This is a genomic window from Plantimonas leprariae, assembly GCF_008802405.1.
Lineage (GTDB): Bacteria > Pseudomonadota > Alphaproteobacteria > Rhizobiales > Rhizobiaceae > Plantimonas > Plantimonas leprariae.
This window is the reverse complement of sequence record NZ_VZDO01000012.1, coordinates 47999-67224: the sequence shown is the minus strand read 5'-3', so window position 1 is coordinate 67224 and position 19226 is coordinate 47999. Positions and strand designations below refer to the sequence as shown.

At 66.5% G+C, this 19226-nt stretch carries 15 protein-coding genes and 1 tRNA gene; 6 read left to right on the top strand and 10 right to left on the bottom strand.

Annotated features, from left to right (window positions below; genetic code table 11):
• Nucleotides 1-121 precede the first annotated feature (121 nt).
• Nucleotides 122-1393, top strand: a complete 1272-nt coding sequence (ugpB, locus tag F6X38_RS14985; protein WP_202617989.1) for a sn-glycerol-3-phosphate ABC transporter substrate-binding protein UgpB — start codon at nucleotides 122-124, stop codon at nucleotides 1391-1393.
• Between the two features lie 36 nt (nucleotides 1394-1429).
• Here ugpB and F6X38_RS14980 read toward each other — a convergent pair whose 3' ends face one another.
• The 6 genes from F6X38_RS14980 to cpdR all read right to left on the bottom strand — a co-directional run bounded on the left by F6X38_RS14980 (nucleotide 1430) and on the right by cpdR (nucleotide 7781).
• Nucleotides 1430-2635, bottom strand: a complete 1206-nt coding sequence (locus tag F6X38_RS14980; RefSeq protein WP_150970957.1) for a multidrug effflux MFS transporter — start codon at nucleotides 2633-2635, stop codon at nucleotides 1430-1432.
• A 119-nt stretch (nucleotides 2636-2754) separates the two neighbouring features.
• Nucleotides 2755-4026 (bottom strand): glycerate kinase type-2 family protein, encoded by a 1272-nt coding sequence (locus F6X38_RS14975; RefSeq protein ID WP_150970956.1) that lies wholly within the window; start codon nucleotides 4024-4026, stop codon nucleotides 2755-2757.
• A 484-nt stretch (nucleotides 4027-4510) separates the two neighbouring features.
• The gene (locus F6X38_RS14970; protein ID WP_150970954.1) at nucleotides 4511-6031 is read right to left on the bottom strand and encodes a lipopolysaccharide biosynthesis protein; all 1521 of its coding nucleotides are present in this window, start codon (nucleotides 6029-6031) and stop codon (nucleotides 4511-4513) included.
• Between the two features lie 38 nt (nucleotides 6032-6069).
• Nucleotides 6070-6882 carry a glycosyltransferase family A protein gene (locus F6X38_RS14965; protein WP_150970952.1) on the bottom strand — a complete coding sequence of 271 codons (813 nt, stop codon included), beginning with the start codon at nucleotides 6880-6882 and terminating at the stop codon, nucleotides 6070-6072.
• 341 nt (nucleotides 6883-7223) lie between these two features.
• A tRNA-Val gene (locus F6X38_RS14960) sits at nucleotides 7224-7298 on the bottom strand.
• Nucleotides 7299-7415: 117 nt separating this feature from the next.
• Complete coding sequence (cpdR, locus tag F6X38_RS14955; protein ID WP_150970950.1) at nucleotides 7416-7781, bottom strand: cell cycle two-component system response regulator CpdR; 366 nt, start codon at nucleotides 7779-7781, stop codon at nucleotides 7416-7418.
• Between the two features lie 176 nt (nucleotides 7782-7957).
• Between cpdR and F6X38_RS14950 the strand changes: the two genes are divergently transcribed.
• Both F6X38_RS14950 and hisN read left to right on the top strand, forming a co-directional pair.
• Nucleotides 7958-8842 (top strand): N-formylglutamate amidohydrolase, encoded by an 885-nt coding sequence (locus F6X38_RS14950; protein ID WP_150971137.1) that lies wholly within the window; start codon nucleotides 7958-7960, stop codon nucleotides 8840-8842.
• Nucleotides 8839-9627 (top strand): histidinol-phosphatase, encoded by a 789-nt coding sequence (gene hisN / locus F6X38_RS14945; protein ID WP_150970948.1) that lies wholly within the window; start codon nucleotides 8839-8841, stop codon nucleotides 9625-9627. The genes F6X38_RS14950 and hisN overlap by 4 nt, the downstream gene beginning before the upstream one ends.
• On the opposite strand, the gene F6X38_RS14940 is transcribed toward hisN, so the two are convergent.
• Entirely contained in the window at nucleotides 9624-10595 is a 972-nt protein-coding gene (locus F6X38_RS14940) for an alpha/beta fold hydrolase (RefSeq protein ID WP_150970946.1), read from the bottom strand. The genes hisN and F6X38_RS14940 overlap by 4 nt on opposite strands.
• 173 nt (nucleotides 10596-10768) lie before the next feature.
• Nucleotides 10769-11251: a hypothetical protein gene (locus tag F6X38_RS14935; RefSeq protein WP_150970944.1), complete on the bottom strand. Its 483-nt coding sequence runs from the start codon at nucleotides 11249-11251 to the stop codon at nucleotides 10769-10771.
• A gap of 265 nt (nucleotides 11252-11516) precedes the next feature.
• Here F6X38_RS14935 and F6X38_RS14930 point away from each other — a divergent pair, with 265 nt between their 5' ends.
• Nucleotides 11517-11984 (top strand): Hsp20 family protein, encoded by a 468-nt coding sequence (locus tag F6X38_RS14930; RefSeq protein ID WP_150970942.1) that lies wholly within the window; start codon nucleotides 11517-11519, stop codon nucleotides 11982-11984.
• 82 nt (nucleotides 11985-12066) lie between these two features.
• On the opposite strand, the gene F6X38_RS23705 is transcribed toward F6X38_RS14930, so the two are convergent.
• Complete coding sequence (locus tag F6X38_RS23705; protein ID WP_150970940.1) at nucleotides 12067-12348, bottom strand: Rmf/CrpP family protein; 282 nt, start codon at nucleotides 12346-12348, stop codon at nucleotides 12067-12069.
• A gap of 58 nt (nucleotides 12349-12406) precedes the next feature.
• Nucleotides 12407-13456: a threonine aldolase family protein gene (locus F6X38_RS14920; protein ID WP_150970938.1), complete on the bottom strand. Its 1050-nt coding sequence runs from the start codon at nucleotides 13454-13456 to the stop codon at nucleotides 12407-12409.
• An 88-nt stretch (nucleotides 13457-13544) separates the two neighbouring features.
• Between F6X38_RS14920 and F6X38_RS14915 the strand changes: the two genes are divergently transcribed.
• Both F6X38_RS14915 and gltB read left to right on the top strand, forming a co-directional pair.
• The gene (locus F6X38_RS14915; RefSeq protein WP_150971135.1) at nucleotides 13545-14294 is read left to right on the top strand and encodes a sulfite exporter TauE/SafE family protein; all 750 of its coding nucleotides are present in this window, start codon (nucleotides 13545-13547) and stop codon (nucleotides 14292-14294) included.
• Nucleotides 14295-14464: 170 nt separating this feature from the next.
• On the top strand, nucleotides 14465-19159 hold the full coding sequence (gene gltB / locus F6X38_RS14910) for a glutamate synthase large subunit (protein ID WP_150970936.1): 4695 nt from the start codon (nucleotides 14465-14467) through the stop codon (nucleotides 19157-19159).
• The last annotated feature ends 67 nt before the right edge of the window (nucleotides 19160-19226 follow it).

The window sequence follows — 19226 nt, the reverse complement described above, 5'->3', positions numbered from 1 at the left end:
ACCGCCGGGAAACTTATGCCGGCCGGTTGCGGATCGCACAGGGCAGCGGACTCCGCACCGATATCTCGGGAGGGGACGCATGAGACCGAACGCCATCGCTCAGGGTGTCGTCGTCGGCGCGATGATCGTCATCGGGTCGCCACCCGCCCATGCCGTCACCGAGCTCGAGTGGTGGCACGCCATGACCGGCGCGAACAACGACGTCGTCGAGCAACTCGCCAGGGAGTTCAACGAGACCCAACGCGACTACAAGGTCGTGCCCGTCTTCAAGGGCACCTATCCGGAAACGCTGAACGCCGGCATCGACGCCTTCCGGGCGAAGCGGACCCCGGCGATCATTCAGGTCTTCGATGTCGGCACCGGCGTCATGATGGGCGCCGAGGGCGCGATCAAGCCGGTGGCGGAGGTGCTGGAGGAGGGCGGCTACACGTTCGACAAGTCGCAGTACCTGCCCGGCATCGTGGACTATTATTCGAAGCCGGACGGCACGATGCTGTCCTTCCCCTACAACGCGTCCTCGCCGATCCTCTACTACGACCGGGACGCCTTCAGGAAGGCGGGGCTCGACGAGAACGCGCCTCCGAAGACCTGGGACGAGGTCTGGGCGGATGCCCGCCGGATCAAGGCGAACGGGGCCGCGCCCTGCGGCTATACCTCGACCTGGCTGCCCTGGATCCATCTGGAGAACTTCGCGGCCTGGAACAACGTGCCTTACGGTTCGAACGAGAACGGCCTCGCGGGGGCCGACGTACGGCTCGCGATCGACGCCCCGATCTATGTCGATCATTTCCAGGCGATCGCCGATCTCGCTAAGGAAGGTGTTTTCCGCTACGGCGGGCGCACGGCGGAGGCGCGACAGCTTTTCCTCTCCGGCGAATGCGCGATCCTGACCGAGTCCTCCGGCGGGCTCGGCGATGTGGTGAAGTCCGGCATGAACTTCGGCATCGGCCAGCTTCCCTACGATTCGAAGGCGAGCGGCGCGCCGCAGAACACGATTCCCGGCGGCGCCAGCCTCTGGGTCTTCGGCGGCAAGACGGAGACGGAGTACAAAGGCATCGCCGAGTTCTTCCATTTCCTGTCGGGCACCGCGGTGCAGGCGCGCCTCCACCAGAAATCCGGCTACCTGCCGGTGACGCTCGCGGCCTACGAGGACACGAAGCGGAGCGGCTTCTACGAAAGGAACCCGGGGCGCGAGACGGCGATCACGCAGATGCTGGGCAAGGCTCCGACCGGGAATTCTAAGGGCGTGCGCCTGCCCGACCTGCCGCAGGTGCGCGACATCGAGAACGAGGAGTTCGAGGCGATGCTGGCCGGCGCACAGGACGCGAAGACCGCGCTCGCGAAAGCCAAGGTACGCGCCGACGCCGCGATCGCCGAGGCGGTGGCGCAGTAGACGGACGGCGCCGGAGCACGGCGGCGGCTGCCGGGTTCAGCCTTCCGCGGGCGCGGCGGCCGTCGGCACGCGGCTGAAGCCGAGGACGCCGATCACCGTGGCAAGCACGCCGCAGGCCGCGATGCCCGCCACCATCGGCAGGGGCGTGCCGTCGAAGAACGGCCCGAGGAACGTCACCACGAGGCTGCCCGTCACCATCTGCAGCGTGCCGCTCAGCGACGAGGCGAGGCCGGCGATCTCGCCGTGCTCCTCCAACGCCATGACGAAGGCGACCGGCATCACCAGGCCGAGGAAAGCATTGGCGACGAACAGCAGCGCCATGATCACCGGCAGCGTTCCCGCGCCCGCAAAGGTCACGCCGAGAAGCACGAGCGTCGTTCCCGCGAAGCCGAACAGCGGCAGCCGCACGGCGCGCATGACGCCGAGACGCTGCATCACCTGCGCCGCGAGCTGGCTCGCCGCGAAGAAGCCGAGCGCGTTGACCGCGAAGGCCAGCGAGAACTGCGTCGTCGAAAGGTGGAAATAGCTCGTATAGACGAAGGACGCGGTGGCGATGAACACGAAGAAGCTGCCGAAGCCGAAGGCGCTGACGAAGCTGAGGCTGACGAAGACGGGATCGGACATCAGCATCCGGCACCCTGCCGCCATCGAGCGGAGGTTGATCGGCTGGCGGTCCTTGCGCTCCAGCGTCTCGGGCAGGGCGAAGACGGTGACGAGCAGGCTCATCACGCCGACGCCGACCAGCGCCGCGAAGATCAGCCGCCAGCCGCCGAAGGACAGGAAGATCGATCCCGCGAGCGGCGCCAGCATCGGCGATACCGCGATCACCAGCATGACCATCGCGAGGAGGCGCGTCGCGTCGAGGCCGGTGAAGCGGTCCCGCGTCACCGCGCGGGGCACGACGCCCACCGCCGCCGCGCCGACGCCCTGCACGAAGCGCCCGGCCAGCAGCCATCCGAGCGACGGCGCCAGCGCACAGCCGACGCTGCCGACGACGAACAGGCAGATGCCGATGATCAGCGGCGGCTTCCTGCCATAGGCGTCCGCCATCGGCCCCCAGACGAACTGGCTGATGCCGAAGGCGAGCAGGTAGAAGGTAACGGTCAACTGCACCTCGGTCTCGGACGACCGGAGCGCCGAGGCGATCTCCGGCATGGCCGGCAGGTACATGTCGATCGAGAAGGGGCCGACCGCCGAAAGCAGCCCGAGCACCAGGGCCCAGCGGGCAAGCGACGCCTGCATGCACGATCTCCTCTCGTGGTCGTCTCGCCGCGTGATCGTTTCGCGCCGCCTCGCCCATGGCGATGCGAGCCTCGATCGCGCGGTTCGGATTTCCGGAAAGAAGCGCCTCGATCCCGACGCTAGCGAACGAGGATCGCCCGGAAGTCGTTGACGTTGGTGCCGGTCGGTCCCGTGGTGAACAGGTCGCCGATGGCGGCGAAGGCGGAATGGCTGTCGTTGCGGTCGAGCATGCGCCGGGGATCGTGTCCCGCCGCCAGCAGTCGCCGGACCGTGCCGCCGTCCGCGAAGGCGCCGGCATTCGTCTCCGAGCCGTCGATGCCGTCCGTGTCGGCGGCGAGGAGGTGGATGTCAAGCCCGTCGAGCGCGAGCGCCGCGGCGAGGGCGAACTCGCCGTTGCGGCCACCCTTGCCGCCGCGAGCCCGCAGCGTCACCGTCGTCTCGCCGCCGGACAGGAGCACCACCGGCTTGGCGAACGGGCGGTCGCGGCCGAGCACCTCGCGGGCGATGGCAGCATGCACCAGCGCGACGTCGCGCGCCTCGCCCTCGATCGCGTCGGACAGGATCGCGGCTTCGACGCCCGCCGCGCGAGCCGTGTTCGCCGCCGCTTCCAGCGAGACGCCGGCCGAGGCGACGACGTGCCGCTCGTGCCGGGTGAAGATCGGATCGGCCGGGCGCGGCGCGTCGGCCGCCGCGGAGGCGAGATGCTCATGCACCGCCTCTGGCAGCTTCAGCCCGTATCGGCGGACGATCTCGATCGCCTCGTGGCGTGTCGAGGCGTCCGGCACGGTCGGGCCGGAGGCGACCTGCGCCGGATCGTCGCCGGGAATGTCGGAGACGATCAGGCTCACCATCCGTGCTTTCGTCGCCGCGGCGAGCCGGCCGCCCTTGATGGCGGAAACGTGCTTGCGCACCCGATTCATCGCCGCGATCGGCGCGCCGGACGCCAGCAGCGCCTCGTTGACGGCGATCTCGTCGGCGAGCGTCAGGCCGGGCGGCGGTGCCGGCAGAAGCGCCGAACCGCCGCCGCAGACGAGGGCGATCACCAGATCGTCCTCGCCGAGGTCTTTCACCAGTTCCATCAACCGACCCGCGGCGGCGAGGCCCGCTGCGTCCGGCACGGGATGCGAAGCCTCGACGATCCGGATCGCCTTCGTGTCGCACGAGTAACCGTAGCGCGTGACGACGAGACCCTCGAGCGGTTCGCCCCAGACGCCTTCCAGCGCCCGCGCCATCTGCGCCGCGCCCTTGCCGGCGCCGACCACGACCGTGCGGCCCTTCGGCTTCGCCGGCAGGTGCGCCGCGATGCCCCGCAGCGGATCGGCAGCCGCGACGGCCGCCCGGAACAGCCCGGCAAGGAAAGAACGGGCATCTGCCGCATCGTTGGCCGTCATGTCCGCCTCCGCCGTTTCCGCCGCATCGAAAAGCTTCGATATCCCGGCAGACCAAGCCGGTATCCTCATCACCGGCTTGAAACCGTTTCGCGGGAACGCCGAAAGCGCAAGCCATCGAGCGACGTGTTTTCCGTGGAAACCGGATTGCAAAAGGATCGAAGCCGGAGGCGAAACCTCTTCGCCGCGACCTGGGTCCAGCCATCGCCTCAAGCGAGGCGGAGCCGCCCGGCGGCTGATCGGATGGTGGGCGTGACAGGGATTGAACCTGTGACCCTCACGATGTCAACGTTCGGGTTGAGGTGGAATGCTCTACTGTTTCAGGAAGAGAGCGCTTCGCAGCAGGGCATTTCCGGCATCATGTCCCTGTTGCGTACGCGATCGGAGGTTCACCGGACCTAAGGGAACTACATACGGCACGATGTCGAGCACCGCCGATGCCTGGTTCGAAATATGGTATCTCGACCGGTTCAACGTGCTGGTTTGCTTATCGACCTCTTCGAACGAGCGTCAGGATTTCCCGCAGTCGTCCATGCGACATGACAGCGAGCGTGACGCAATAGATGCATCCGCCGATGCAGATCGACGCGATCAAACGTATCGTTCGATCCATCTCCGGTCCCAGATCGCGGAATAACCAGACGGTGGCAGCCATCATCGTGGAAGCGATCGTCGGAGGGACGAATTGCCAAACGTATGTCGAAAGCCGAATTTCGATCAACTGAGCACTTTTCCAGATCGGTGCCGGAAAGAGCAGAAGTGCACCGATAACGGCCGCTGCAACTACAGCGGTTACGCCGAAGGAGAATGATACGAAGACGGAAACGGTGAGTACTGCTTTTTTCACTGTCTGGTACCAGAACCACCAGTCCGCAGCGCCACGCGCCTTGATCATTCCGATTTGAATGAAGCCGACGCTGCTAATCAGTCCAAGGATACAGAATAACTGGACGCTCGGTATCGCCGGTACCCACTGTGGGCCGAAGACAATCGGAACGCCGTCTTCGGCCACTGCGGCAAGCCCGCTAAATACTGGAAACGCTACCGCCGCAGACATGAAGGTTGCAACAAGGAAGACTCGCTGTAACTTCTCCCGCTCGGCCTGCAACGACGACAAAAGCGCGTGCGAGACCGATGAGAGCGCCCCTGCGATGAGGTCGTTCAGGATTTGAAAAATCCGTCGACCAAATCCGTAAATGCCAAGCGCCGTTGGGCCAAGCAGCGATCCGACCAGAAGTTGCTCGGGGTAGATGAACTGCATGAAGTTGGTTGCCGAGGCATAGAGGCCGAAGCGCTTCAGATCGTTGAAGGCTGCGAGTGTCGGGCGACCCTTCGGAAACCAGCCAGCCGCCGCAAAAGCGCCTGCGACGCTGGCGACAGAGGCCGCGACCTGCGACAGTGCCAGCGCCCACAGACCATAGCCGAGCAGCAGCAGCACGACGCAAACGGAGCCCGACACGAGCGATGCGATGGTGGTTCGCATCGCGACGAGGTGGAAGGACATCTTGCGCGCCAGCAATGCCCCCGGCACCAGCGCCGCCATGTCGAAAACGACCTTGAGTCCGGTGACCGGTAGAAGGGCCTTCATGATCGGCTGGCCAGTGTAATAGGCGACAGGGAATGCTACCAAGAAGGTCGTGGCGAAGGCGATGAAGCCAGCCGAAACGCAGACCCAGAACACAGTCGAGAGGTGCGTTTCGTCGAGGGATTTCCGCTGGATCAAAGCCTCGCCGAAGCCGGACGGTGCGACGGAGCCGATGATGGAACTGACGCTCAAGGCCAGAGCGACGAGACCAAAATCCGCTGGGTGGAGCATCCGGGACGAGAAGAGGAAAATTCCAGCGGCGAGCGAAGACGGGACGATCGAGTTGATCATCGACCAGAAGATGCCGCGTAACGCCGCTGCGGAGCGCTTCGTGGTAAGGTGCGCGTAGCGCTCTGCACCCTGTTGAACTTGCATCACTGGCTCTGTCCGTTCTGCTTCCGGCGCCTTTTCCTTTAGGATCATGCCGGTTGCAAGCGTCGAAGTCGTTGTAATAGCCGACGCTAGACGGTGGCGGCTGAGCCAAAAAATTCGCGACGGTGCCGCTTCGAAACCAGCCTTAAACGGCGAATTCGCTGCAACAAGCGTCGCGGATTGCGAAGCACATCCCGGCGCAGGATGTAGCTGCGGAGAACGCCGGACGATCGGCTATGAGCACCCCTGTGGCCGACGCGGTAGACGGCGCCGCGAAATGGCAACGGGCGCAGCGGTGTGCCTGCCTCTCGTAGGTCTGCCTCAATGAAAATGTGACTGCCGAGACAACGCTTGATGAAGTCGAGTTCTGTTGCGGATGCTTCTCGAAGTTGCTCAAAAAGGTCGGACCGTACGATATGCGAGGTGCCGCACAGCTTCGAGAAGTCGTCGTATTTGTAGACGACAGGTCGGTTCTCCGACCAGATGTAACCCTGATTGAACGTCCAACCAGCCTCGCCCGCATTGTCGCGGACGAACGCGACAAGCCGATTGCTGACGAAATCGTCGTCATCCACAACCATGAAATATCGGGAATCAGGACGAGTTCTCATGCCAGCGAGAATACGCTTGCCCTTATCCTCGCGTACCGCGTCATAAGCGGCCTCGCGACCGGCAACGTTCAGATCGAACATCCGATTAGGCGGAAAGTCGACCCGCTCCACCACAACGCGATCAGGGAGCGTCGGCAACTCCACACCATGATTTGCGACGACCACGGCCTCCCAGTCATCGCAGGTTTGTGCCGCGATTGAGCGCAACGTCTGCCGCAATCTTGAGATCAGCGTCTTCCAGTCTGGTGCGTTGTCGGGATGGCGAACGGGGACAATAAATGTAAGTACCACTGGGTATGCACTTCACTTCCGCATAGGTTGCGAAGGAGGTATCAAGCTCAGTGAGTCTTAACAAGCGGAGGTTGTCTGCGTAGCCAATAGAGTCGTTAGACGGCTACATTTGCGTTTACTACGCTGCCCGTTTAGCGATCCGTAGGCAGCTCAGGTTGTGGTGAGCAGCAGAAATAGCGCTACTCAGCCGAAGCAGGGGGAGACGATGCTATAACGCGCGGCAGCACGCCAATCTCTCAAGATGCTACTTTGGCGAGTGCGACTTAGCTGGCCCATTCGCGCTCTAGGTTCAGTGAACCTAGCGAACGCTTCTCATTCTCAAGCTAAGTGGTTGTTTCGGATGGTGGGCGTGACAGGGATTGAACCTGTGACCCCTACGATGTCAACGTAGTGCTCTCCCGCTGAGCTACACGCCCATCCGACACGGCGGCATAGACCATAAGTCCCGAGCGGCCGTCAAGCGCATCGTCCGCTGGATCGATGCTTCGATGCGTTGCCGGACGTCCGCCGGCACGCTTCGATCCGATCGCCGATCAGGCCGCGTCCTGCAGCATCTTGCCGACCTCGTCGACGAGCTCGCGCAGGTGGAAAGGCTTCGACAGGATCTTCGCGTCCTTCGGGGCCTTCGAATCGGGGTTGAGCGCCACCGCCGCGAAGCCGGTGATGAACATCACTTTCAGGTCGGGGTCGAGCTCGGTCGCCCGGCGGGCCAGCTCGATGCCGTCCATCTCCGGCATCACGATGTCGGTGAGCAGCAGCGAGAACGGCTCTTCGCGCAGGCGCTCGTAGGCGCTGCCGCCGTTGTCGAACGATACGACCTCGTAGCCGGCCTTCTCCAGCGCTTTCGCCAGGAAACGGCGCATATCGTTGTCGTCTTCGGCCAGCAGGATCTTTGACATCGGCGTGTTCCGGTTCGCCGCGTCGAAATGCCGGCGGCGCTAGCTTCGTCCTTCTCACGCTCGCATTAACAGATTGTGCGAAGATTGCCCATGTGGAATGCGTGGACCGAACGCCTAGTTTGCGGCATGCTCAATGTCCCTGACGCTCGGACGCGGAACGATTGCCGGAACCTGCCATCCTTGAAACCTCGGCCGGACCCTGTCCAGCCTTCGAGGTGCGGGCGCCCACCCTCCAGAAGGTTCCGATCGTTTTCTGTTCGCCGCATTCGGGGCGCGCCTATCCGCTGTCCTTCCTCGCCGCGTCGCGCCTGTCGGCCGAGGCGATCCGGCGCTCGGAAGACCTCTTCGTCGATCTCCTGTTCGACTTCGTTCCGTCCATCGGCGCGCCGCTGCAGATCGCCCGCTTCCCGCGCGCCTTCCTCGACGTCAACCGCGAGCCCTACGAGCTCGACTCGCGGATGTTCCGCGACCCGCTGCCCCCCTTCGTCAATTCCACCTCCGTGCGCGTCGCGGGCGGCCTCGGCACCATCCCCCGCATCGTCGCCGAGCGCGAGGAGATCTATCGCGGCAAGCTGGCGCTCGACGAGGCGCTCGGGCGGATCGAGCAGATCTACAAGCCCTTCCATGAAAGCCTCGAACACCTCGTGCGGGTGACGCGCGAGCGCTTCGGCGTGGCGGTGCTCCTCGACTGCCACTCGATGCCCTCGACGGTGCGCGCCATGCCCGGCGGCCGCCGGCCGGACTTCGTGGTGGGCGACCGGTTCGGGACCAGCGCCTCCGACGCCGTGGTCGGCTACGCGATCCGGGCGCTGGCGATGCTCGGCTACGACGTCACCCGCAACAAGCCCTATGCCGGCGGCTACATCACCGAGCGCTACGGCCGGCCCGCCGCCGGCGTCCATGTCGTCCAGATCGAGATCAACCGTCACCTCTATGCCGACGAGCGCCGGTTCGAGCCGGGGCGGAACTTCAGCGCGGTGAAGCACGACATGATGCGTTTTGCCGCAAGCTTCGCCGCGGCGATCGGCGACGAGTTCCAGCAATTGGCGGCGGCGGAATGAGCGTGGATCCAGGCGATCTTCCCACTGCCGATTTCCTGTTCCGGCTGGCGGATGCCGCCGACGGCGAAACCTTGCCGCGCTTCCGGCGGGCGGGCGCGGTCGATAACAAGGACGCGAGCGCCTTCGACCCCGTGACGGAGGCCGACCGCGCGGCCGAACGCGCCATCCGCGCCCTGATCGAGGCCGAATACCCCGCGCATGCCGTTCTCGGCGAGGAGCATGGTTCGACCGGGGAGGGGCCGTTCCGCTGGGTGATCGACCCGATCGACGGCACGCGCGCCTTCATCTCCGGTATCCCGGTCTGGGGCACGCTGATCGGCCTCACCGTCGATGACCGGGCGCGGCTCGGTATCATGAGCCAGCCCTTTACGGGCGAGCGATTCTGGGCCGATGGCAACGCGTCCTGGCGATCCGACCGAACGGGGAGCGCCGAGAACCGGGTGCGGGGAACGACGGCGATCGCCGAGGCGGTGGTCTTCACCACGACCCCGCGGCTCTTCGGCGGCGACATGCTGCGGCGCTTCGAGGCGCTGGAGGCGAAGGCGCGCCTCACGCGCTTCGGCACCGATTGCTACGCCTTCGCGATGCTGGCAGCCGGGCAGGTCGATCTCGTCGTGGAGCCGGGCCTGAAGCCCTACGATATCGCGGCGCTGATTCCGATCGTCGAGCAGGCCGGCGGCATCGTCACGACCTTCGAAGGCGCTCGCGCCGAGGACGGCGGCGACGTGATCGCGGCCGCGACGCCGGAACTCCATGCCGCCGCGCTGGACATCCTGAACGGCTAGTCGGCCGGCAGCGCGCCGCCCGCGAAGGCGTCGAAGGCCGCGAGGAACGGCTCGCGGAACCGGTCCGCCTCCTGCAGCAACTCGTGCCGCGCTCCGGGCATCTCCAGCGCGTGGCCGGACCGCATGCGCCAGGCGAGCCGCTCGGCCGCCGCGCTCGACACCACGGCGTCTGCGCCGGCCGTGACGACGAGCGTCGGCACGCGCATCGCCGCGATCACGTCGGAATCGTCCAGCCGCCGCATCGCCTGCGACGCGGCGGCGAGCCAGCCGGCCGTCGGCCCGCCGACGAAGAGGTGCGGCGCGGCTTCGGCGAGCCGGCGGTTGCGCTCGAACCGGCGGCGGTCGGTGGTCAGCGGGTTCTTCGCCAGCGTGTAGCGGGCCGACTGCCGGACGCCGTTCCGGACGTTCAGCGAGCCGAGGCCGGTCCATTTCAACAGGCTGGAGGCGTAGAAGATCTGGTTCGTGCGCGGCTTGACGCCGGCCAGCGCGATCATCGGCGCGCTGGCGACGATCCGCTCGACGCGGTTGTAAAGGGTCGGCGCGGCGAGGATCGCGACCGTCGCGCCCATGGAATGGGCGAGGATGGCGTAGGGGCCGCGGCAGTCCGGCAGCACCACGTCGCGGAACACCGCTTCGAGATCGATGCGATAGCTGTCGAACCTCGCGACGTGGCCCTTCGACGGGTTGCGTGAAGTCCGCTGCGAGCCGCCCTGGCCTCGCCAGTCGAAGGTGGCCACCATGTAGCCGCGCGCCGTCAGGTCGTCGATCGTCTCGAAATATTTCTCGATCGCTTCGTTGCGACCCTGCAGCAGGATCACCGTGCCGCGGGTCTTCGGCGCGCGCGCGGGCGCGACCGCGTAGCGGAGCCGGACGCGGTCGGCGGCGGCCAGCGTGCCGACCGAAATACCGAACGGTTTCGGATTGCCGGAAATCTCGACGAGGCTGTCGAAGGGAGCGGATGCGTTCATCGGTGTCGTCGTAGGGCGTTGCCTTAAAGGACGCCCGTGCGCGGCGAAGTCAACCGCTCCTCACCGCAACGCCACTCGGAAAAAGTTGGGCCGGAAGCCTCCGAGGAAGCTCCCGGCCCGGCGACCGCAACGGAAGGGACGGGACGTTGCAGCCGTTTCGAACCCCGCTGCGATCAGCGGGAATAGACGCCGAGCGTGCCGCCGCCGAGATCGAACTCGATCCCGGTCGCGGGCCGGCGGTAGTCGCGATCGTAGCCGCCGCGACCGCCGGCCACCCAGCCGATCCGCTCGCGGGCGACGACGTCGCCGTCATAGGCATTGACGGCCAGGCGGATCAGCGCGCCGTTCGGGCGGATGGCCGTGACGATGTAGCGGTCGCGCCGAAGATCGACGTCGTCGATCCGCACGAAGCCCTGCCGCATCAGGCGGCGCGCGACCTGACCCTCGGACAGCATGTCGCCGCGCCGGCCCCAGCCGCCACGATGGTCCCAGCCGCCGCGCCAGTCCCGCCGCTCGCGCCAGTCGTCGCCCCAGCCGCGCTCCTGTACGGAGAAGATGCCCGGTCCTTCGTCGCCGAAGCGATCGAACGCGGCCGCCGGTCCGCCGGTGAAGGCCGGGACGGCGAGGAATGCCAACGCTGCCAGAGCGGATCTCACGAAACTCGCCTCCAAGAAGACCCGCATCCGGCGGCTCGTGGAGACAGGTCTAAGCTCCTGCATCTGAACGATTTCGGAAGGATTCATTCATTTTGCGTTCAGGTGCGGAATTCCCGCTTCGAGCGCTTGCAGGGGCCCGGCTGACCCACCACATCCGGTCCGTGATCGCCGCAAGGGATCACGGGTTTCGGTCGGCTCGCCGCGTGGCGGGAGCCAAGGATCGGACCCGACCGCATCAACCTGTTGCTCAAGTGGAGAACGAACCATGCGTCCCGTTGATTTTGCTCCCCTCTATCGTTCCACCGTCGGCTTCGACCGTCTCTTTTCGCGTCTCGACACGCTGGCGCAGTCGGACGCCGCGCCGGCCTACCCGCCGTACAACATCGAGCGGACCGGCGAGAACGCCTACCGCGTGACCATGGCGGTCGCGGGCTTCGGCGAATCCGACCTTTCGATCGAGTCGCGTGAGAACACGCTGACCGTGAAGGGCGAGAAGGCCGAGGAGAAGGCGGAAGGCGTCGAGGTGCTGCACCGCGGCATCGCGTCCCGCGCCTTCGAGCGGCGCTTCCAGCTTGCCGACCATGTCGAGGTGAAGGGCGCGACGCTGAAGAACGGTCTTCTCCATGTCGATCTCGTCCGCGTCATTCCGGAGGCGATGAAGCCCCGGAAGATCGAGATCGCGACGGCGGCCGGCAACGAGAACGCCAGGCAGATCGAGGCGAACGCCGCCTGATCGACCGACCCGTCGTCGGATATGCGAACGGCGCCCTTCGGGGCGCCGTCTTCGTTTGCGGGACTAACTCGCGATAGTCGGTTCACCCCTTGCCGAAGGCCGCCTTCACGTCCGATTCGGAGATGCGCGCGGAGGGGTTGCCCTTCTGGTTGAGGTTCTGCTCTTCCGTGCCGTCGCCCATCATGCCGGGGTGCTGGTCGCCTTGCGGGCCGTCGCCGGTCGGGGAAGCGTTGCGCGCCCCGTTCCAGCCGTTCATCCAGTCCTCGCGCAGCGTCGAGCCGACCGGGAACTCGCAGGACGACATCGGATGGTTGTTCTGGAAGGCGAGCTTGCCCTGTTCGTATGCGTCGGTACCGGTAGCCATGATCGTTCCTCCTCGGATGGGAGGAGAAATCGGACCGGGCGGCGATCGGTTCCGGCGGTCAGGCGATGAGCGATGCGAAGCCGGCGACGTCCTCTTTCGTGGTCGACCAGCTCGTGACCAGCCGTGCCAATGTCTCGTCGTCCTTCAGGATGTCGTGGGAGGAGTGCGGCGGGTTCCAATCGTAGAACACCGCGCCTTCCGAGCGCAGGCGCTCGGCGGTGCCTTTCTCGATGATCGCGAAGACCTCGTTGGTCCGCGTCGCCCAGGCCTGGCGCGCGTGGCTGCCCGCATCGAGCGCAGTCCGCAGCTCGTCGGCCATGGCGTTGGCGTGGCGGGCGAGATCGAGCCAGAGGCCGCCGTCGAAATAGGCCATGAACTGTGCGGCGATGAAGCGCGTCTTGGAGAAGAGCTGCGCGCCGCGCTTGCGAATGTAGGGGAACTGCTTCGCCTTCTCGGGATCGAAGAAGATCACCGCTTCCGCGCACCAGCAGCCGTTCTTGGTCGCGCCGAAGGACAAGATGTCGACGCCGCGCTTCCAGGTCATCTCGGCCGGCGACAGGTTGCTGGCGACGAGCGCGTTCGCGAAGCGCGCGCCGTCCATGTGCAGCGAAAGCTGGTGCTCGTGCGCGATGCCGGCGATCGCCTCCAGCGCCTCGGTCGGGTAGATCGTGCCGGCCTCGCTCGGCTGCGAGATCGACACCGCCATCGGCTGGCCGGCGTGGACGAAGCCGGGGTTGAAGCGCTTCAGCTCGCGACGGAGGTTGAACGGGTCGATCATGCCTAGCGCGCCATCGACGGGCGCCATCCGCGCGCCGTGGGTGAAGAACTCCGGCGCGCCGCACTCGTCCTCGATCACGTGCGCCTCGCGGTGGCAGAGCACCACGCCGCCGGGCCGGTTCAGCGCCGCGAAGGACAGCGAATTCGCCGCCGTGCCGGTGCCGACGAAGAACACCGCCACCTCGCGCTCGAAGATCTCGTTGAACCGCTGCTCGACCGCCTTGTCGAGGTCGCTGGTGCCGTAGGCGGCGGCCATGCCCGCCCCGTGCTCGGCGAGCGCTGCGTTGACGGCCGGATGCGGGCCGGACCAGTTGTCGGATGCGAAGAACATGGCCGCGTGCCTATACCGGGCCGCGATCCCGGACAAGCCGGCGCCGGCGCGACTTGCGGGCGGCGGCGGAGGCTCTTATGCCGGCGGCATGGGCGATTGGCTGTTCCTCTGCGTCGCGGGCGTGCTTGCCGGCGCGATGAACGCGCTCGCCGGCGGCGGCAGCTTCGTCTCGCTGCCGGCCCTCATCGGCGCCGGCCTGCCGTCGGTCGCCGCCAACGCCTCTAGCACGGTCGCGCTCTATCCCGGCAGCGCCGCCAGCCTGTGGGTCTATCGCGGCGGATTGCGGAGCGTCTGCGGCGTGCCGCTGCCGCCGACGCTGGCGGTGACCCTGCTCGGCGGACTGGTCGGCGCGCTGCTGCTTCTCTGGACGCCGTCCTCGCTGTTCGACGGGGTCCTGCCCTGGCTGCTGCTCGTCGCGACGCTGGTTCTCGCCTTCGGCCGCCGGCTCGGACCGTCGCTGCGGGCGCGCTTTCGCGCCGGCGTCGGTACCGTCCTCGGAATCCAGTTCCTGCTCGGCGTCTACGGCGGCTACTTCGGCGGCGCCGTCGGATTGATGATGATGGCGACGTGGAGCCTCCTCGACGACGCCGACGTGAAGGCGCTGAACCCGCCGCGCGTCCTGCTCGTCACTGCCGCAAACACCATCGCCGCCCTCTGCTTCGCCGCCTTCGGCGCGGTGTGGTGGGCGCAGGCGGCCGTTCTCGGATTGGGCGCGCTCGCCGGTGGTTACGTCGGCGCGAAGCTCGGGCGGCGACTGCCGCCGGCCGCGGTGCGCGTGGCGACGGTACTCCTCGCGGCCGCGATGACCGTGCGGTTCTTCCTGCGCGCCTACGGCTGACCAGCGAGCACACCGAGCCAGCTTGCGGATTTCCTCGCGCTCTGGCATAAGCGCGAAGATAGGTCAGCATCACTGTCGTATTTACCTTTCCGCTTCGACGGAACGGACAGTCGGCGACGGCGATTGCGGATCGAGCCGGACGATGGTCCGGGCAGCGGGGAGACGATGCGATGACGAGCGAGACGCCATCCGTGACGACGGGCACCACGACCGCCGCCAAGCGCATCGCCGACGCGCGTCGCCTCGGCCTGTACGATCCGCGCAACGAGCACGATGCCTGCGGCGTCGGCTTCATCGCCAACATGAAGAACGAGAAGTCCCATTCGATCGTCGAGAAGGGGCTGCAGATTCTTCTGAACCTCACGCATCGCGGCGCGGTCGGAGCCGACCCGCTGATGGGCGACGGCGCCGGGATGCTCGTGCAGATCCCGCACGCGTTCCTCGCGTCGGAGATGCAAGCGCAGGGCATCGAGCTGCCCGAGCCCGGCCGCTACGGCGTCGGCTTCGTGTTCATGCCGCAGGACCCCGAGCGCCGCGCGCATTTCGAGGCGCTGTTCGAGGCGGTCGTCGCGGAAGAGGGACAGGCCGTGCTCGGCTGGCGCGACGTGCCGGTCTGGAACGGCTCCTTGTCGCAGGCCCCCGAGATCGTCGCGACCGAGCCGTTCCACCGGCAGATTTTCATCGGGCGCTCGGCCGCGATCCAATCCGACGAGGAGTTCGAGCGGAAGCTCTTCATCATCCGCAAGGTAGTGTCGAACCGCGTCTACGCCGAAGGCCAGGGCGAGGATCTCGGCTTCTACGTCGTGTCGCTCTCGTCGCGCACGCTGGTCTACAAGGGCATGTTCCTCGCCTACCAGCTCGGCGACTACTACAAGGACTTGAGCGACCCGCGCTTCGAATCGGCGCTGGCGCTCGTCCACCAGCGCTTCTCGACCAACACCTTCCCGTCGTGGCGGTTGGCGCATCCGTACCGGATGGTCGCGCACAACGGTGAGATCAACACGCTCAGGGGCAACGTCAACTGGATGGCGGCGCGGCAGGCGTCGGTCGATTCCGAGCTCTTCGGCAACGACATCGCCAAGCTCTGGCCGATCTCCTACGAGGGGCAGTCGGACACCGCTTGCTTCGACAACGCGCTCGAATTCCTGACGCAAGGGGGGTATCCGCTCGCCCATGCGATGATGATGCTGATCCCGGAAGCATGGTCCGGCAACAAGCAGATGTCGAAGGCGCGCAAGTCGTTCTACGAGTACCACGCGGCGCTGATGGAGCCGTGGGACGGGCCGGCCGCCGTCGCCTTCACCGATGGAAGGCAGATCGGCGCGACGCTGGATCGCAACGGCCTCCGGCCGGCGCGCTACGTCGTCACCGACGACGATCTCGTCGTGATGGCCTCGGAAGCCGGCACGCTCGACATCCCGGAAGAGAAGATCGTCAAGAAGTGGCGGCTGCAGCCGGGCAAGATGCTGCTGATCGACCTTGAGAAAGGCCGCATCGTCTCCGACGAGGAGGTGAAGCAGGAGCTTGCAAGCGAGAACCCATACCAGGACTGGCTCCGCGCGACGCAACTCGTGCTGGAGGACCTGAAGCCGGTCGCGCCGCGGGCGTCGCGCGCCGACGTGTCGCTGCTCGACCGCCAACAGGCCTTCGGCTACACGATCGAGGACACCCGCCAGCTCATGGCGCCGATGGCGACCACCGGGCAGGAGGCGATCGGCTCGATGGGCACCGACACGCCGATTTCGGCGATGTCGTCGAAGTCGAAGCTGCTCTACACCTACTTCAAGCAGAACTTCGCGCAGGTCACCAACCCGCCGATCGACCCGATCCGCGAGGAGCTGGTGATGAGTCTGGTCTCGTTCATCGGGCCGCGGCCGAACATCTTCGACCTCGAAGGCTCGTCGCGCCGCAAGCGCCTCGAAGTGCGCCAGCCGATCCTGACCAACGGCGATCTGGAGAAGATCCGTACGATCGGCCACACCGAGGACCGCTTCGACACGAAGACGCTCGACACGACCTACCCGTCCGAGCAGGGCGCGGCGGGCATGCGCGGTGCGCTCGACCGGCTGTGCGAGCGGGCGGAAGCCGCGGTCGTCGGCGGCTACAACATCATCATCCTGTCGGACCGGCAGATGGGGCCGGACCGCATCCCGATCCCGGCGCTGCTCGCCTGCGCGGCCGTGCACCATCACCTGATCCGCAAGGGCATGCGCACCGCGGCGGGGCTCGTGGTGGAGTCGGGCGAGCCGCGCGAGGTGCATCACTTCGCCTGCCTCGCCGGCTACGGCGCGGAGGCGATCAATCCCTATCTCGCCTTCGACACGCTGCTGGAAATGCACCGGAAGAAGGAGTTCCCGCCGGAGGTCGACGCCGGCGAGGTCGTGACCCGTTACATCAAGTCGGTCGGCAAAGGGCTGCTGAAGGTGATGTCCAAGATGGGCATCTCGACCTACCAGAGCTATTGCGGCGCGCAGATCTTCGACGCGATCGGCCTGAAGTCCGACTTCGTCGCGCAGTACTTCACCGGCACGGCCACCACGATCGAGGGCGTCGGGCTGGACGAGGTCGCGCGCGAATCGGCCGAGCGGCACATGCTCGCTTTCTCGGACGATCCCGTGCTGGCCCGCTCGCTCGATGTGGGCGGCGAGTACGCCTACCGCATGCGCGGCGAGGCGCATCTGTGGTCGCCGGACGCCGTCGCGACGCTGCAGCACGCGGTGCGCGGCAATTCGTGGGAGCGGTTCAAGGAATATTCGAAGATCGTCGACCTTTCGGCGGTCCACGCCTCGACCATCCGAGGCCTGTTCCGGATCAAGCTCGCCGAGGACGTGGGGCTGAGCCCGGTGCCGCTCGACGAGGTGGAGCCGGCGAAGGATATCGTGCGCCGCTTCTGCACCGGCGCGATGAGCTTCGGCTCGATCTCGCGCGAGGCGCACGCGACGCTCGCCGTCGCGATGAACCGCATCGGCGGCAAGTCGAACACCGGCGAGGGCGGCGAGGAATCCGACCGCTATCTGCCGATGCCGGACGGCTCGGCCAACCCCGAGCGCTCGGCGATCAAGCAGGTGGCGTCCGGCCGCTTCGGCGTGACGACGGAATATCTCGTCAACGCCGACATGCTGCAGATCAAGGTAGCGCAGGGCGCGAAGCCCGGCGAGGGCGGCCAGTTGCCCGGCCACAAGGTCGACGCGACCATCGCGAAGACCCGCCATTCGACGCCGGGCGTCGGCCTGATCTCGCCGCCGCCGCATCACGACATCTATTCGATCGAGGACCTGGCGCAGCTCATCTTCGACCTGAAGAACGTCAACCCCGCGTCCGACATCTCGGTGAAGCTCGTTTCCGAAGTCGGCGTCGGCACGGTCGCGGCCGGCGTCGCCAAGGCTCGGGCCGACCACGTGATCGTCTCCGGCTACGACGGCGGCACGGGCGCTTCGCCGCTGACCTCGATCAAGCACGCCGGTTCCCCGTGGGAGATGGGGCTTGCCGAGACGCAGCAGACGCTCGTCCTCAACGGCCTGCGCTCCCGCGTCTGCCTGCAGGTCGACGGCGGCCTTCGCACCGGCCGCGACGTCATCGTGGGCGCGCTTCTGGGAGCCGACGAGTTCGGCTTCTCCACCGCGCCGCTGATCGCGGCCGGCTGCATCATGATGCGCAAATGCCACCTCAACACCTGCCCCGTCGGCGTCGCGACGCAGGACCCGGTGCTGCGCCAGCGCTTCAAGGGCACGCCGGAGCACGTCATCAACTTCTTCTTCTACGTGGCGGAGGAAGTGCGCGAGCTGATGGCCGCGATGGGCGTCCGTCACCTGTCGGAGCTGATCGGCCAGTCCGACCGGCTCGACAAGCAGGAGATGATCGACCACTGGAAGGCGAAGGGCCTCGACTTCTCCAAGGTCTTCTTCAAACCGGAAGGGCAGGCCGAGCAGCTTCGCTGGACGGAGAAGCAGAGACATCCGATCGAGGACGTGCTCGACCGCAAGCTGATCGCCGAGGCCGAGACCGCGCTCGTCGCGCGCCAGCGCGTCGAGATCGAGACGGCGATCAGCAGCGTCGACCGCTCGGCGGGCGCGATGCTCTCCGGCGAGGTGGCGAAACGCTTCGGCCATCGCGGTCTTGCCGACGACACGATCAAGGTGGCGCTGAGCGGCACCGCCGGGCAGAGCTTCGGCGCGTTCCTCGCCAAGGGCATCACCTTCGAGCTCACCGGCGACGGCAACGACTATGTCGGCAAGGGCCTGTCAGGCGGGCGCATCGTCGTGAAGCCGCGGCCGAACACGAAGATCGTGCCGGAGGAGTCGATCATCATCGGCAACACCGTGCTCTACGGCGCGATCGGCGGCGAATGCTATTTCCGCGGCGTCGCGGGCGAGCGTTTCGCGGTACGCAACTCCGGCGCGGTCGCGGTGGTGGAGGGCGTCGGCGACCACGGCTGCGAGTACATGACCGGCGGCGTCGTGGTAATCCTCGGCCAGACGGGACGCAACTTCGCGGCCGGCATGAGCGGCGGCGTCGCCTACGTCTACGACGAGAAGGGCGACTTCGCCGAGCGCTGCAACATGGCGATGGTGGAATTGGAGCCGGTGCCGGAGGAGGACGACCTCCTGGAGAAGCTGCACCATCACGGCGGCGACCTCCAGCACATGGGGCGCGTCAACGTCTCATCCGACATGACGGGTCACGACGACGAACGGCTCTATCAGATGATCCTCAACCACCATCACTACACGGGCTCGGCCCGTGCCAAGACGATGCTGGACGAGTGGGAGAGCTACCGCCCACGCTTCGTGAAGGTCATGCCGGTGGAATACCGCCGGGCGCTGCAGGAAATGGAGCGCATGCGGATGAGCGTCGCGGCGGAGTAGCCGCGGCCGGATCGGATTCTATCTTCGGGGAAACCGAGGCCGGGACGCGTCCCGGCTTCTCTTTTCA